The following is a 13,290-nucleotide window of genomic DNA, read 5'->3' as shown; positions in this document are numbered from 1 at the left end:
AGTCTTCTCGTGTCAGTCAGGAGTGGATGGCCGCCTTGCCATTGCTCATTGCCGACCCCGCGCCCGCTTCGCGCCGGATCGCTCGCGCGAAGACCGGCACGAGCGCAAGCCCGAGCACCGAGGCCACGACGATCACGAGGAAGCCCGAATCGCTGCGCCCCGTGACGGTCTCCGTCATGCCGAACAGATACGGTCCGACGAATCCGCCGATCAGCCCGATCGTATTGATGAACGCGAGGCCCGCCGCTGCCTGAATGCCTTGCAGCCGCTTCATCGCAATGGCCCAGTACGAAGGCAGGACGCCGCCGCCGAAGAACGCCGTGACCGCGAGCAATGTCATGCGCGCCGCCGGATGGGCCGTCGCCACGAACGCACAGGCGCCCGCGACGAGCCCAGCCGTGAGTATGCCCAGATACACGCAGTCGTTGCCATAGCGACGATGGATGCGCGGCAGGATCAGCACGCCCAGCAGAAAGCCCACGCCCACGCTGCTCGACAGCAGCCCGACGATGAACGGCGAGTCCACGTGCATCTGATGAATCATCGCGGGCGTGAAGAAGTACAGCCCGACGAAGGCGACCTGATTCAGGAAGTAGATGAGCCCGATGAGCACGGTCGTCGGCCGCTTCAGAGCCGAAAGCCAGTCCGCCGACGTGAGCTCGGGATGCCCGTGTGTGTCGATGACCGCGCGGGCTTCGAGGGCTTGCGCTTCATCGGACGAGAGCCAGCGTGCATTGTGCGGACGCTCGGGCAGCTTGAAGTACAGCAGCACGCCCGCGAGCACGCTCGGGATGCCTTCGATCATGAACATCCACTGCCAGCCGTGCAGGCCGCCGATGCCGCCCAACTGCATCAGCGCGCCGCCGATCGGATTGCCGAGCACCAGCGCGAGCGCCGGCGCCGTGTAGATCCAGCCCACCGCGATAGGCCGGTCAGCGGGCGCGAACCACAGCGTCACCATGTACATGAGCGCGGGAAAGAGCCCCGCTTCAGCGATGCCCAACAGCACGCGCAGCACATAGAACGACCACTCGCCCTGCACGAACATCATGGCCGTCGAAAGAATGCCCCAGCTCACCGCGATGCGCGCGATCCAGCGGCGCGGCCCCACGCGATGCGCCGCGAGATTGCTCGGCACTTCGAGCAGCGCATAGCCGATGAAGAAGATGCCCGAGCCGAGCCCGTATGCGGCCGCGCTGATGCCCACGTCGGCGGCGAGTTGCACCTTCGCGAGCGCCACGTTCGTGCGGTCGAGAAAGGACATGAAGTAGATCGCGCACATGAGCGGGATGAGCCGCAGCATCGCCTTGCGCGTTGCGGCGCGATGGATCGCGTCGACCGTGTCGTTGAGAGCGCCGGTGTCCATGTTGTCTCCTGAAAGATTGGCTGCCGTTGTTATGTGTTGCTTGAGGCAGGCCGTGTGGATTCGATAAGTGCGTTAATCAGAGCGTGACGTGATCGCGTCCTTTGAGGCCGAGCATGGCGCGGGCGTCCGCGGGCGTCGCGATTTCGAACGACAGGTCTTCGAGAATGCGGCGGATTTTCCTGACCTGCTGCGCGTTGGATGCGGCCTTCACGCCCTTCGCAAGATAGATGCTGTCTTCCAGCCCGACACGCACGTTGCCGCCGAGAATGGCGCTCATCGTGACGAGCGGCATCTGATGGCGACCCGCGCCGAGCACCGAGAACAAGTAGTTTTCGCGTCCGAACAGGCGGTCCGCGGTGGCGCGCATCACCGTCATGTTCTCCGGGTCCGGGCCCATGCCGCCGAGAATGCCGAACACCGACTGGACGAAGAACGGCGGCTTGACGAGCCCCTGATCCACAAAATGCGCGAGATTGTAGAGATGCCCGAGGTCGTAGCATTCGAACTCGAAGCGCGTGCCCTTGCCGCCCAGTTCGAGCAGGATGTGCTTGATGTCCTTGAAGGTGTTGCGAAAGATCATGTCTTCCATGCCTTCCACGTAGCCCTTTTCCCATTCATAGCGCCACGTCGATATCTTCGATGCCAGCGGATGAATCGAGAAGTTCATCGAGCCCATGTTGAGCGAGCACATCTCAGGGGCTGCTGCGAGCGGATACGCGAGCCGTTCTTCGAGCGTCATGCGCGTGCTGCCGCCTGTCGTGATGTTGATGACGGCATCGGTCGCCTCGGCGATGGCGGGCACGAACTGCCTGAAGATGTCGGGGCTCGGCGTGGGGCGTCCGTCGATGGGATCACGCGCATGCAGATGGATGATCGCGGCGCCCGCTTCGGCGGCTTCGATCGACTGTGTTCGGATATCGTCGGGCGTGAGCGGCAGATGCTCCGACATCGAAGGAACGTGCGTGGCGCCCGTGACGGCGCACGAAATGATGACCTTGCGGCCCGGATTGCTCATGATGCTGTCCTCGTCTCCATGTTGCCGCCGCGCTTCGCGCAACGGCGGCTTGTGACACTGATGTTAGTGAGTTAGCATCGGGCCGGAAAGGTCATTTCCGGACAGGCGAAAGTCCTGCGAGGACATAGCGAATCCAGCGAGCGAGTCATGGCGACGATCCGGCCCCCACTCAACGAACGCATGTACGCGCCGTACAAGATCGCGGCGCTGGTCGAGGTCCTGGCGGAGCAAGGCATCGCGCCCGCCGATAGTTTGCGCGGCACGGGCCTGAGCGTGGAGGCGTTGCAGGATGCGTCCGTGCTCACGTCCATCGGCCAGTACGCGGCCGTGTGCAGGAACGCGATCTCGCTATCGTGCGATCCCGCCACGCCGTTCATGGTCGGCAGGAAGCTGCATCTTTCGGCTTACGGCATGTACGGGTATGCCCTCATGTCCTGCCTCTCGCTGCGCGACTACTTCAAGCTGGGCGTGAAATATCATCGGCTCGCCACGCCTACGGTTGCCATCGAATGGACCGAGTATCCGGACCGCATGGTCTGGACCTTTCCCGACGCGTTCATCTCTAGCCCGTCGCGCGAGTTGCGAGAGTTCATCATCGAGCAGCAGTACACGCAGCATGTCACGCATCTGCAGGATGTCGCGGGCGGGCTGTGTCCGCCGATCAAGGCATGCTTCTCGTATCCCGCGCCCGCGCATGCGGACATTTACCCGGAGTATCTCGGCTGTCCTTGCTATTTCGAGCAAGAGCAATGCGAGTTGATTTACGACAGCGCCATTCTCGATCGCAAGCCGCAACTCGCGCATCAGCTCACGGCATCCCTCTTGCAGGAAACGTGCGACAGGCTAATCGGTCAGGCGAAGACATCGAGCGGCGTCTCGGGCGAGGTCTATCAGATACTGATGAGCACGCCCGGCGTCTTTCCCGGCATGGAGGCCACGGCCGAGCAGATGCACATGACGACGCGCACGCTGCGGCGGCGTCTGCAAGCGGAAGGCACGTCGTTTCTCGCGATCGTCGACGATGTGCGCCGCTCCCTCGCGCTCGAGTATCTGAAGACGACAAAGATGAATACCGACGACGTCGCCATGCTGCTCGGCTTCAGCGACACGGCGAACTTCCGTCGCGCGTTGAAACGCTGGACGGGTAAGGGACCGGGCGAACTTCGAAAATAACGTTCGGCATCCTTACTATGTTGCCGCGTCCTTCAATGCCTCGCGCACATGGCGCACGAAGCGCGCCGTGACCGCATTCTCTTTCGCCGATGGCCACGCCAAACCCACGCGCCACTTCGCATGTTTGCCGTTCAGCGGCAGGACGGTTGCATCGCGTAGCAAATGCTGCGCGCGCGACGGAATGAACGCGACGCCCACGCCCGCCGCAACCGACGTGAGCACTGATTGCACGTCTTCCGCGTGCTGCGTGACGTGTGGCACGAAATGCCGCTCGCCGCACCATCGGTCGATCTGCGCCGCGAGACCGGGACCGCGTGCGTGCGACAACGCGATAAAGCCGATGTCATTCAGCACGCCGAGGTCGGTGGGAAGCCGCTTGTAGCGGCTATCCGCGGGCATCGCGAGCGCGAGACCTTCGTCGATTACTCTGAACGACGTCAGTCCGCTCGCCGCCGGCAGGCGCATGAAGCCTGCATCGAGCTTGCCGGCGAGAATGCGACGGCTCTGCTCAGACGATGAGAGATCGGAGAGCGTGATCGCCACGCCGGGATTCTGCCGGCGAAAGTCCGCAATGAGCCGCGGCACCAGCGTCAGCACCGAAAGGCAAATGCCGATGCGCAAATGCCCGGTTCTGCCGCTGCTGGCATCGCGGGCGCGGGCGAGGATATCGTCGGCGTCGCGCATCAGTGCCTGCGCATCCGGCAGAAACGCTTCACCGAAGAGCGTCAGCTCAGCCCCATGCCTGCCGCGTTCGAACAGCTTGCCGCCGAGGCTCGCTTCCAGCGCGCCGATCTGCTTGCTGAGGGCGGGCTGGCTCAGGTACAACGCCTCCGCCGCGCGGCTGAAATGACGCAGTTCCGCCACCGCGAGAAACGTCTTCAACAGTTTCAGTTCCATTCGATGCCGTTATCAGATGCGGAAAATCATTCATTTTACAAATGGATCGCGGAATCGTTGAATGAGGGCTCGAATCGAATCCAAGGAACGGACATGACATCTCGCACCACCATGCGTCGTCGCGCTGCGCGTCGCGGCAACGACATGCAGGCTGAAGCGGCTTCGGTGAAAGATGAAAGGAAGACATCGTCTCGACCGCCGCGTTACCGGGCGGTCGAGAGCGAAGAAGAGGATAGACGCGCGACCGGATCGATCGCGTTGAGCTTTGCGGTAGTCAGACGCGGCCCACGATGAGCCGCAAGTCAAAACGATGCGTGTATCAAACCGCCCGCCGCACCAGCATTTCCCTGATCTTGCCGATGGCCTTCGTCGGGTTGAGTCCCTTCGGGCACACGTCGACGCAGTTCATGATGGTGTGGCAGCGGAACAGGCGATACGGGTCTTCCAGATTATCGAGCCGCTCGCCGGTGGCCTGATCGCGGCTATCGGCGATGAAGCGATACGCCTGCAACAAGCCCGCCGGTCCCACGAACTTGTCCGGATTCCACCAGAAGCTCGGGCACGACGTCGAGCAGCTTGCGCACAGAATGCACTCATACAGCCCGTCCAGTTCGTCGCGCTCCACCGGCGACTGCAAACGCTCCTTCTCCGGCGGCGGCGTGTCGTTGATCAGGTACGGCTTGATCGAGTGATACTGATTGAAGAACTGCGTGAAATCGCAGATCAGATCGCGCACCACCGGCAGCCCCGGCAACGGACGCAGCACGATGCGCTGCGGCAGATCGTTCAGGTTCGTGAGACACGCGAGACCGTTCTTGCCGTTGATGTTCATCGCGTCCGAGCCGCACACGCCTTCGCGGCACGAGCGACGGAACGACAGCGTTTCATCGAGCTCCTTCAGCTTCACCAGCGCGTCGAGCAGCATGCGTTCATGCGTCAGATCGAGCTCGTAGCTCTGCATGCGCGGCGCGGCGTCCTTGTCCGGATCGTACCGGTAGACCTCAAAAATTCTCTTTGCCATTTGGATATCCTTGCCCTTGCCTTAGAAGGTACGCGCCTTCGGCGGCACCGATTCGACCGTCAGCGGCTTCATCTGCACCGGCTTGTAGTCGAGGCGATTGCCTTCGCTGAACCACAGCGTATGACGCATCCAGTTCTCGTCATCGCGATGTTCGTAGTCGCTGTGCGCATGCGCGCCGCGGCTTTCCTTGCGCGCCTCGGCCGAGACCATCGTCGCGCGCGCCACTTCGATCAGATTCGCCAGCTCCAGCGCCTCGACCTTCGCGGTGTTGAACACCTTCGACTTGTCCTTCAGATGCACGTGCTTCACGCGCTCGGCCAACTCCGCGATCTTGCCGACGCCCTCTTCCAAGAGCTTCGAAGTGCGGAACACGCCCGCGTGCGATTGCATCGTCGCGCGAATGTCGTTGGCGATGTGCTGCGTGTATTCGCCCGAGGTCGACTTTTCCAGCACCGCGAGCCGTTCCATCGCGAAGTCGGCGGCGTCCGCCGGCAGCGGCTTGTGCTCCTTCATCTCGGTCGCGTGCTTGATGATGTGATTGCCCGCCGCGCGGCCGAACACCACGAGGTCGAGCAGCGAGTTCGTGCCCAGACGGTTCGCGCCGTGCACCGACACGCACGAGCATTCGCCCACTGCGTAGAAGCCGTTGACCGGATCGTCGTAGCCCTTGGCCGTGCCGACCACTTGTCCATGCATGTTCGTCGGAATACCGCCCATCTGATAGTGGATGGTCGGCACCACGGGAATCGGCTCCTTGATGCAGTCGACGTTGGCGAACTTCAGCGCGATCTCGCGAATCGACGGCAGACGCTTCATGATCGTCTCGGCGCCGATGTGCGACAGGTCCAGCAGCACGTGGTCCTTGTTCGGACCCACGCCGCGTCCTTCCTTGATTTCCTGGTCCATCGAGCGCGAAACGAAGTCGCGCGGCGCGAGGTCCTTGAGCGTCGGTGCGTAACGTTCCATGAAGCGGTCGCCGTTCGCGTTACGCAAGATGCCGCCTTCACCGCGCACGCCTTCCGTGATCAGCACGCCCGCGCCCGCCACGCCCGTTGGGTGGAACTGCCAGAACTCCATGTCCTGCAGCGCGATGCCCGAGCGCGCGGCCATGCCGAGACCATCGCCCGTATTGATGAACGCATTGGTCGATGCCGCGAAGATGCGACCCGCGCCGCCCGTGGCGAACAGCGTCGTCTTGCCTTCGAGGATGTAGACGTCGCCCGTTTCCATTTCGAGCGCGGTCACGCCGAGCACGTCGCCGTCGGCGTCGCGGATCAGGTCCAGCGCCATCCACTCGACGAAGAAGTGCGTCTTGGCCGCGACGTTCTGCTGATACAGCGTGTGCAAGAGCGCGTGACCGGTGCGGTCAGCAGCCGCGCACGCGCGTTGCACCGGCTTCTCGCCGTAGTTCGCGGTGTGGCCGCCGAACGGGCGCTGATAGATGGTGCCGTCCGGATTGCGGTCGAACGGCATGCCCATGTGTTCCAGCTCGTACACGGCATTGGGCGCTTCGCGGCACATGAACTCGATCGCGTCCTGATCGCCGAGCCAGTCGGAGCCCTTGATCGTGTCGTAGAAGTGGTAGTGCCAGTTGTCTTCGCTCATGTTGCCGAGCGATGCGCCGATGCCGCCCTGCGCGGCCACCGTATGCGAGCGCGTCGGAAACACCTTGGAGAGCACCGCGACGGACAGGCCCGCACGCGCGAGCTGCAGCGACGCGCGCATGCCCGAGCCGCCCGCGCCCACGATCACCACGTCGAAACGACGACGCGGCAAGGAAGTCTTGATTGCAGCCATGTTCTTTAAACTCTCCAGAGAATCTGTGCAGCGTAGCCGGCGCATCCGATGAGCCACAGGACGGTGAGCACCAGCAGGCCCAGGCGCAATCCGACGGGCTTCACGTAATCCATCCAGATGTCGCGCATGCCGACCCACGCGTGATAGAAGAGCGAGAGCAAGGCGACGAAGGTGGCGAGCTTCATCCACTGCATCGCGAAGATGCCGGCCCAGCCTTCGTAGGAGAAGTTATGCGCGCCGAAAAAGAGCACGAGCAGCAAGAGCGTGTACACCGCCACGGCGACGGCCGTCACGCGTTGCGCGAGCCATTCGCCTGTGCCGTAATGCGCGCCCACGACGAGGCGCTTCGGGCCGACCCGGTTTTGCGTTCCCATGTTAGAAGGCTCCGAAAAGTTTCAGCGCGACGACAAGCGTCAGCACGAGCGACACGACCAGCACCGCGATGGCGGTCTGCCGTCCGCCTTCCTTGTTCACGGCGACGTGCATGTCGAGCACGAGGAAGCGGATACCCGCGCAGAAGTGATGCAGATACGCCCACGACAGCACGAGCGTGATGATCTTGACGATGGGGTGCGCGAGAAAGCCCTTGAATGCGTCGAAGCTGATCTCGGACGTGAGGCTCTGGTCCAGCAGATACAAGAGAAAGGGCAGCGCGATGAAGAGCAACAGACCGCTGATGCGATGCAGAATGGACACCTTGCCCGCCCACGGCAAGCGATACTTCGCGATCTGTCCAAGCCCGATGTTCCGGTACTCGGGCCTTGGTTTTTTTACGGCTTCAGCCATGCTAGACCCCTTCTTTCTGAATTCCGATGAACGCAGACGCTGCCGGCACGCGATTTGTGCGATCCGTCGCGCGTGCCTCTGGACGGGCGGGCTGACGGTGATCGTGGGGCGCGTAACGGGCGCGTAACAGACGCGCGGACTGCGCGACAGCGGTATTTTGTCGCGCGATTGTTATACTGTCCAATATCTATCTCCTCTATCTGAAATACGTTTCACGTATATCGCATGGAACTGCGTCACATCCGGTATTTCCTGGCCGTCGCGGAAGAGCGAAACGTCACGCGCGCAGCCGAACGCCTCGGCATCGGCCAGCCGCCGCTGAGCCAGCAGATTCACGCGCTCGAAGACGAAATCGGCGTGCGGCTTTTCCGCCGGACGGGGCACGGCGTCGTGCTCACGGAGGCTGGCGAAGCGTTCGCCACCGACGCGCGGCGCATTCTGGAAGACGCCCGCGCCGCCGTGGAGAACGCGCAAAGCGCGGGGCGCGGCGAGATGGGGCAACTGAACATCGGCTTCACGGGATCGGCCGCGTTCAATCCGGTCGTGTCGAAGCTGATCCGCGCGTATCGCCAGTCGTATCCGAACGTCGTGCTGACGCTCGCGGAAGGCAACACGGCGCAGTTGCTCGCGTGGCTCGATGCAGGCACCGTCGATGTCGCGTTCGTGCGGCTCGGCAGTCAGTCGCCCGCGGGCGTCGAGTTCAATCACATCGCCATCGAGCCGATGCGCGCCGTGCTGCCCAGCACGCACCCGCTTGCCCGGAAGAAAAAGCTCGCGCTGTCCGCGCTCGCCGACGACCCGTTCGTGATGCTTCCGCGCGTCGCGAGTCCGACGCTGCACGACGTGATCGTCGGCGCATGCAGGGAGGCCGGGTTCGAGCCGATTGCGGGCCAGCAGGCGCCGCAGCTTTCGTCGGTGGTCAACTTGGTGGCGGCCGGCTTCGGCGTATCGCTCGTGCCCGCGTCCGTCTGCCAGATTCAGGTGGAAGGCGTCGCGTACCGCGAGGTGTCGGGCAAGGTCATTTCGATCCGGCTCGCGCTGGCCTCGCGGATAGAGGCGACGCGCGCCAAGACCGCGAACTTCATCGAGACGGCGCGCGCATTCGCTTCTTCCGTCGACGCGCTCTAACGCACTGCTGCGTCGCAATGGCATGCGCATTGCGGGCAACGAAGGCAGTCAAGGGCAGTCAAGGGAGAACGCACATGACGAACGTATCGAGGACACTGGTCGCAGCCGCGATCGTGTCGCTTTCCAGCGCGGCCTTCGCCGCAGGCAGCGCCGGCCTCGGCGGCATGGGCGACGCGAAACATACAGGCGGCGTCAGCGCGGGCGAATCGACGGGCGGCAACGGCGGGACCAGCGCCGCGGCCACTGGCGCGACAGGCGGACCGGGCGGGACCACAGGCGGCGTCGGCGGAACGGGCAATAGCGGCGGCACGGGCGGCGGCAGAACCGCCGCGACGCCGGGCAGCGGAAACGGCAACGGCAACGGCAGCGGCAACGGCAGCGGCGGCACGCCGACCGGACGCGAATCGTCCACCGGGTCGACGAGAAACGGCGGCACGGGCCAGTAGCAAAGCAGCGCATCGCATGAAGCCGCGCGATGCGCCGCTATGCCACGATCAGTCGTAAAGCACAGCCGCGATCTTCGGATCGGTCATGTTGCTCTTGTCGTACCAGTAGAAGCCGGTATCGACCTTTTTCGGCAGCTTCTCGCCCTTGAGCGCCTTCACCGCCGAATCAACCACGCATCTGCCGATGCCGATCGGGTTCTGCGTGATCGCGCCATACATCAGCCCCGAAGTGATGTCCTCCTTCTGCTCCTTGCCCGAGTCGTAGCCGATCAGCACGAGCTTCTTTCCCGACTCCTTGATGCCGATGGCCGCGCCTGCCGCCGAGCCCTCGTTCGCGCCGAAAATGCCCTTGATGTTCGGGTTCGCCTGAATCATCGCCTTCGCGATTTCAGCCGACTTCAAGTGATCGCCACCGCCGTACTGCACCGACACGATCTTGATGTTCGGGTGCTTCGACTTCATCCCGTTCAGAAAGCCGTCGCGGCGGTCGATGCCCGTGCGGCTCGTCTGGTCGTGCACGATCACGCCGACTTCGCCTGAATTGCCGATGGCGTCGGCCATCTTGTCGGCCGCGAGCGCGGCGGCGGCGAGGTTATCGGTCGTGCAGGTCGTGAGCGGAATGTCGCTGTCGACGCCCGAGTCGAACGCGATGACCGGAATCTTGTTGTTCTGCGCGCGCCGGAGCAGCGGGACGGACGCCTTGCTGTCCAGCGCCGCGATGCCGATAGCCTGCGGCTTCTTCGAAAGCGCGGCCGAAAGCATGTCGATCTGCTTGTCGACCATCGCTTCGGTTTCGGGACCTTCGAACGTCACCCTGACGTTATGCTCCTTCGCCGACTGCTCCGCGCCCGACTTCACCGCTTGCCAGAACTGGTGCTGAAACCCCTTGGAGATGAGCGGTATATACGCTTCGTCCGCATAGGCCGTGCTGGCCGCCGTGGCGATCGCGCCGAAACCGATCAGGACACCGATGATTCTTCTTTTGAACATGAAGGTTCTCCTCCTGGATAGACTGTCTCTTTGATTTGCTGATACGTCTTCTTTGCGCGCCTGATGCTCAACGCTTCCTGCGACGCAGAATATCCCCATACACCGCGAGAATGATGATGAGTCCGGTTACGACGATCTGCCATTCCTGCGCGACCGACATGATGCGCAGACCGTTGGTCAGCACGCTCATGATGAACGCGCCGATGATGGTGCCGAGGATCGTGCCCGAGCCGCCGCTCAACGACGTGCCGCCGATCACGACGGCAGCGATGGCATCGAGTTCATAGCCTTGTCCGAGCGCAGGCTGCGCCGAGTTCAGACGCGAAGCGATCAACAGGCCCGCGATGCCGCAGATCGCGCCGCCCAGCCCGTAAATGGCGATCTTCCAGCGATCCACGTTCACGCCCGAAAGACGCACCGCTTCCTCGTTGCTGCCGAGCGCGAACGTATAGCGGCCGAGCGCCGTGCGGTTCAACGCAATGGAACTCACGATCGCCACGACGAAGAGGATCAGCACCGCATTCGGAATCGGCACGCTCGGCAGAAAGTAGCCGATGAGCGAGTCCTGCGAGATCATGTAGAAGTTCTCGGTGTCGGTGAAATAGATCGGCTTGTCCGACGACACCACGAGCGAAAGACCTTTGAGCAGCATCATCATGCCGAGCGTCGCGATGAAGGGCGGGATCTTCATCTTGGCCGTGAGCGTGCCGGAAATGGTGCCGCACACCGCGCCCGTCACAAGGGCCGCGATGATGCCCACCCACATCGGCATGTGCCAGTAGGTGAGAAACACGCCGCAGATCACGGCGGTAAATGTCATGAGCGTGCCCACGGACAAGTCGATGCCGCCCGTCACGATCACGAATGTCGATGCAATGGCGAGCACGCCGTTCACGGCCGTCGCCTGCAAGATGCCGAGGATGTTATCCATCTGCATGAAGGCGGGCGACGCGAAGCTGAAGAACACGAGCAGCACGATCAGGCTTGCGAATGCAAGGAGCTTTTGCAGCGCGGTCGGCGAGAACACGCGTGAGCGCAAGCCGTTGGCGGGTTTGTCGCTGGCGAGCGCGGCGGTATCGGTAGGCTGTGTCATCTTAAGTCCTTGGCGGCTCATGCCGCTTGTAGAGTCGGGCGTTGCGTCGCAAGCTGCATGATGCGTTCTTGCGTCGCTTCACTTGCGGAAAGTTCTCCCGTGATGCGCCCTTCGCACATCACGACGATGCGATCACTCATGCGCAGGACCTCGGGCAGTTCGGACGAGATCATGACGATGGCCTTGCCCTGTTCGGCGAGCGAGCGCAGCAAGCGATAGATCTCGCTCTTCGCGCCGACGTCGATGCCGCGCGTGGGCTCGTCGAAGAAGAGCACGTCGCAGTCGCGTTCGAGCCACTTCGCAATGACGATCTTCTGTTGATTGCCGCCGGATAGAAGCCGCACGGGCTGCGTCGCGGAAGGCGTGCGAATGCCGAGCAGCTTGATGAAATGCGTTGCCGTCTTGCGGATCTTCGAGCGCCGCAGAAACACGCGCCCCGAAAGAAACTTGCCGAGATTGGACATGACGATGTTCGATTCCACGTCCATGCCCGTCGCGAGGCCGAACCGCTTGCGGTCTTCGGACAGATAGCCGATGCCGCGCGCCACCGCGTCGCTCGGCTTCTTGATGGTCGCCTTCGCGCCTTTCACGATGATCTCGCCGGAATCCACCGGATCAGCGCCGAACACCGCGCGCGCCACTTCCGTGCGGCCCGCGCCCATGAGTCCCGCGAAGCCGAGTATTTCGCCCTTGCGCAGCGTGAAGCTCACGTCTCGCACGAGCGGCCCGGCGTTCAGATGCTTCACTTCGAGCGCGACTTCGCCTTGATGCGCGCCGCCGAGGAACGAGGTCAGGTCGGTCAACGTTCTGCCGACCATCATGCCGATGATGCTTTCGACGCTCGTATCGCGCGCGCTGACGGTGGCGACGTATTCGCCGTCGCGCAACACCGTGACGCGATCCGCAATCTGCTTGAGCTCGTCCATCTTGTGCGAGATGTAGACGATGCCGACGCCGCGCTCCTTCAACTGACGAATGATGCGGAACAGCTCGGCGATCTCGGCATCGTTGAGCGCGGACGTGGGCTCGTCCATGATGAGCACGCGCGATTCGAACGACAACGCCTTCGCGATCTCCACCATCTGCTGACTCGCGACGGTCAGCGTGTCGACCACCGCGCGCGGATCGAGCTTCACATGCATGCGTTCGAGTATCTCGCGGGCTTGCGCATTGAGCCTGTCTTCGTCGAGCAGCAGGCCCATCAACTTGCGCGGCTCGCGCCCGATGAAGATGTTTTGCGCCACCGTCAGATGGTTCATCAGATGCAGTTCCTGATGAATGATGCCGATGCCGAGCGCCTGTGCCTCGCGCGGACTCGTGAACTCGACGGGCTTTCCATCGACGAGCATCTCGCCCGAATCGCGGTTATAGACGCCCGCGAGAATCTTCATGAGCGTGGACTTGCCTGCGCCGTTTTCGCCCATGAGCGCGTGGACCTCGCCCGGCATGAGTTCGAACTGCACTTCATGCAGCGCGCGTACACCGGGAAAACGCTTGCTGAGATTGCTGACGGAAATGAGCGGGGTCATGGAGTCGTCTTGAATGAGCGTTCAGAGTGCGACCGCGAAGCCGGCAGGC

General features: G+C 62.9%; 13 protein-coding genes. 3 read left to right on the top strand and 10 right to left on the bottom strand.

The annotated features are described in order from the left end of the window. Positions 1–16: 16 nt before the first annotated feature. The gene (locus LDZ26_RS25090) at positions 17–1,366 is read right to left on the bottom strand and encodes an MFS transporter (RefSeq protein WP_244851423.1); all 1,350 of its coding nucleotides are present in this window, start codon (positions 1,364–1,366) and stop codon (positions 17–19) included. A 76-nt stretch (positions 1,367–1,442) separates the two neighbouring features. Further along, positions 1,443–2,381 carry a 3-keto-5-aminohexanoate cleavage protein gene (locus LDZ26_RS25085; protein ID WP_244851422.1) on the bottom strand — a complete coding sequence of 313 codons (939 nt, stop codon included), beginning with the start codon at positions 2,379–2,381 and terminating at the stop codon, positions 1,443–1,445. A gap of 147 nt (positions 2,382–2,528) precedes the next feature. Here LDZ26_RS25085 and LDZ26_RS25080 point away from each other — a divergent pair, with 147 nt between their 5' ends. After that, the gene (locus LDZ26_RS25080) at positions 2,529–3,554 is read left to right on the top strand and encodes an AraC family transcriptional regulator (RefSeq protein ID WP_244851421.1); all 1,026 of its coding nucleotides are present in this window, start codon (positions 2,529–2,531) and stop codon (positions 3,552–3,554) included. Positions 3,555–3,569: 15 nt separating this feature from the next. Here the strand turns inward: LDZ26_RS25080 and LDZ26_RS25075 are convergent, their stop codons facing one another. From LDZ26_RS25075 to sdhC, 5 genes are all read right to left on the bottom strand, one after another. Beyond that, positions 3,570–4,451: a LysR family transcriptional regulator gene (locus LDZ26_RS25075; RefSeq protein ID WP_244851420.1), complete on the bottom strand. Its 882-nt coding sequence runs from the start codon at positions 4,449–4,451 to the stop codon at positions 3,570–3,572. Positions 4,452–4,770: 319 nt separating this feature from the next. Continuing rightward, complete coding sequence (locus LDZ26_RS25070; protein WP_244849783.1) at positions 4,771–5,472, bottom strand: succinate dehydrogenase iron-sulfur subunit; 702 nt, start codon at positions 5,470–5,472, stop codon at positions 4,771–4,773. Between the two features lie 21 nt (positions 5,473–5,493). Next, complete coding sequence (gene sdhA, locus LDZ26_RS25065) at positions 5,494–7,269, bottom strand: succinate dehydrogenase flavoprotein subunit (RefSeq protein ID WP_175940908.1); 1,776 nt, start codon at positions 7,267–7,269, stop codon at positions 5,494–5,496. A 5-nt stretch (positions 7,270–7,274) separates the two neighbouring features. Beyond that, entirely contained in the window at positions 7,275–7,643 is a 369-nt protein-coding gene (gene sdhD, locus LDZ26_RS25060) for a succinate dehydrogenase, hydrophobic membrane anchor protein (RefSeq protein WP_175940907.1), read from the bottom strand. Position 7,644: 1 nt separating this feature from the next. Continuing rightward, positions 7,645–8,055 carry a succinate dehydrogenase, cytochrome b556 subunit gene (sdhC, locus tag LDZ26_RS25055; RefSeq protein ID WP_244851419.1) on the bottom strand — a complete coding sequence of 137 codons (411 nt, stop codon included), beginning with the start codon at positions 8,053–8,055 and terminating at the stop codon, positions 7,645–7,647. A gap of 225 nt (positions 8,056–8,280) precedes the next feature. Here sdhC and LDZ26_RS25050 point away from each other — a divergent pair, with 225 nt between their 5' ends. Continuing rightward, the gene (locus LDZ26_RS25050) at positions 8,281–9,183 is read left to right on the top strand and encodes a LysR family transcriptional regulator (RefSeq protein WP_244851418.1); all 903 of its coding nucleotides are present in this window, start codon (positions 8,281–8,283) and stop codon (positions 9,181–9,183) included. A 74-nt stretch (positions 9,184–9,257) separates the two neighbouring features. Continuing rightward, positions 9,258–9,629: a hypothetical protein gene (locus tag LDZ26_RS25045; RefSeq protein WP_244851416.1), complete on the top strand. Its 372-nt coding sequence runs from the start codon at positions 9,258–9,260 to the stop codon at positions 9,627–9,629. Between the two features lie 48 nt (positions 9,630–9,677). On the opposite strand, the gene LDZ26_RS25040 is transcribed toward LDZ26_RS25045, so the two are convergent. From LDZ26_RS25040 to LDZ26_RS25030, 3 genes are all read right to left on the bottom strand, one after another. Further along, positions 9,678–10,619 carry an ABC transporter substrate-binding protein gene (locus LDZ26_RS25040; protein ID WP_244851414.1) on the bottom strand — a complete coding sequence of 314 codons (942 nt, stop codon included), beginning with the start codon at positions 10,617–10,619 and terminating at the stop codon, positions 9,678–9,680. Positions 10,620–10,686: 67 nt separating this feature from the next. Continuing rightward, positions 10,687–11,712 (bottom strand): ABC transporter permease, encoded by a 1,026-nt coding sequence (locus LDZ26_RS25035; protein WP_244851413.1) that lies wholly within the window; start codon positions 11,710–11,712, stop codon positions 10,687–10,689. Between the two features lie 17 nt (positions 11,713–11,729). Then, the gene (locus LDZ26_RS25030; protein ID WP_244851412.1) at positions 11,730–13,241 is read right to left on the bottom strand and encodes a sugar ABC transporter ATP-binding protein; all 1,512 of its coding nucleotides are present in this window, start codon (positions 13,239–13,241) and stop codon (positions 11,730–11,732) included. Between the last annotated feature and the right edge of the window lie 49 nt (positions 13,242–13,290).

This window comes from Caballeronia sp. SL2Y3, assembly GCF_022879575.1.
GTDB lineage: Bacteria > Pseudomonadota > Gammaproteobacteria > Burkholderiales > Burkholderiaceae > Caballeronia.
The sequence above is the reverse complement of the archived record's forward strand: the minus strand, read 5'-3'. Positions and strand labels throughout refer to the sequence as shown.

Coding starts and splice junctions, on each gene's coding strand:
- LDZ26_RS25090 (WP_244851423.1), bottom strand. CDS start 1,366: ATGGACACCGGCGCTCTCAACGACACGGTCGACGCGATCCATCGCGCC.
- LDZ26_RS25085 (WP_244851422.1), bottom strand. CDS start 2,381: ATGAGCAATCCGGGCCGCAAGGTCATCATTTCGTGCGCCGTCACGGGC.
- LDZ26_RS25080 (WP_244851421.1), top strand. CDS start 2,529: ATGGCGACGATCCGGCCCCCACTCAACGAACGCATGTACGCGCCGTAC.
- LDZ26_RS25075 (WP_244851420.1), bottom strand. CDS start 4,451: ATGGAACTGAAACTGTTGAAGACGTTTCTCGCGGTGGCGGAACTGCGT.
- LDZ26_RS25070 (WP_244849783.1), bottom strand. CDS start 5,472: ATGGCAAAGAGAATTTTTGAGGTCTACCGGTACGATCCGGACAAGGAC.
- sdhA (WP_175940908.1), bottom strand. CDS start 7,269: ATGGCTGCAATCAAGACTTCCTTGCCGCGTCGTCGTTTCGACGTGGTG.
- sdhD (WP_175940907.1), bottom strand. CDS start 7,643: ATGGGAACGCAAAACCGGGTCGGCCCGAAGCGCCTCGTCGTGGGCGCG.
- sdhC (WP_244851419.1), bottom strand. CDS start 8,055: ATGGCTGAAGCCGTAAAAAAACCAAGGCCCGAGTACCGGAACATCGGG.
- LDZ26_RS25050 (WP_244851418.1), top strand. CDS start 8,281: ATGGAACTGCGTCACATCCGGTATTTCCTGGCCGTCGCGGAAGAGCGA.
- LDZ26_RS25045 (WP_244851416.1), top strand. CDS start 9,258: ATGACGAACGTATCGAGGACACTGGTCGCAGCCGCGATCGTGTCGCTT.
- LDZ26_RS25040 (WP_244851414.1), bottom strand. CDS start 10,619: ATGTTCAAAAGAAGAATCATCGGTGTCCTGATCGGTTTCGGCGCGATC.
- LDZ26_RS25035 (WP_244851413.1), bottom strand. CDS start 11,712: ATGACACAGCCTACCGATACCGCCGCGCTCGCCAGCGACAAACCCGCC.
- LDZ26_RS25030 (WP_244851412.1), bottom strand. CDS start 13,241: ATGACCCCGCTCATTTCCGTCAGCAATCTCAGCAAGCGTTTTCCCGGT.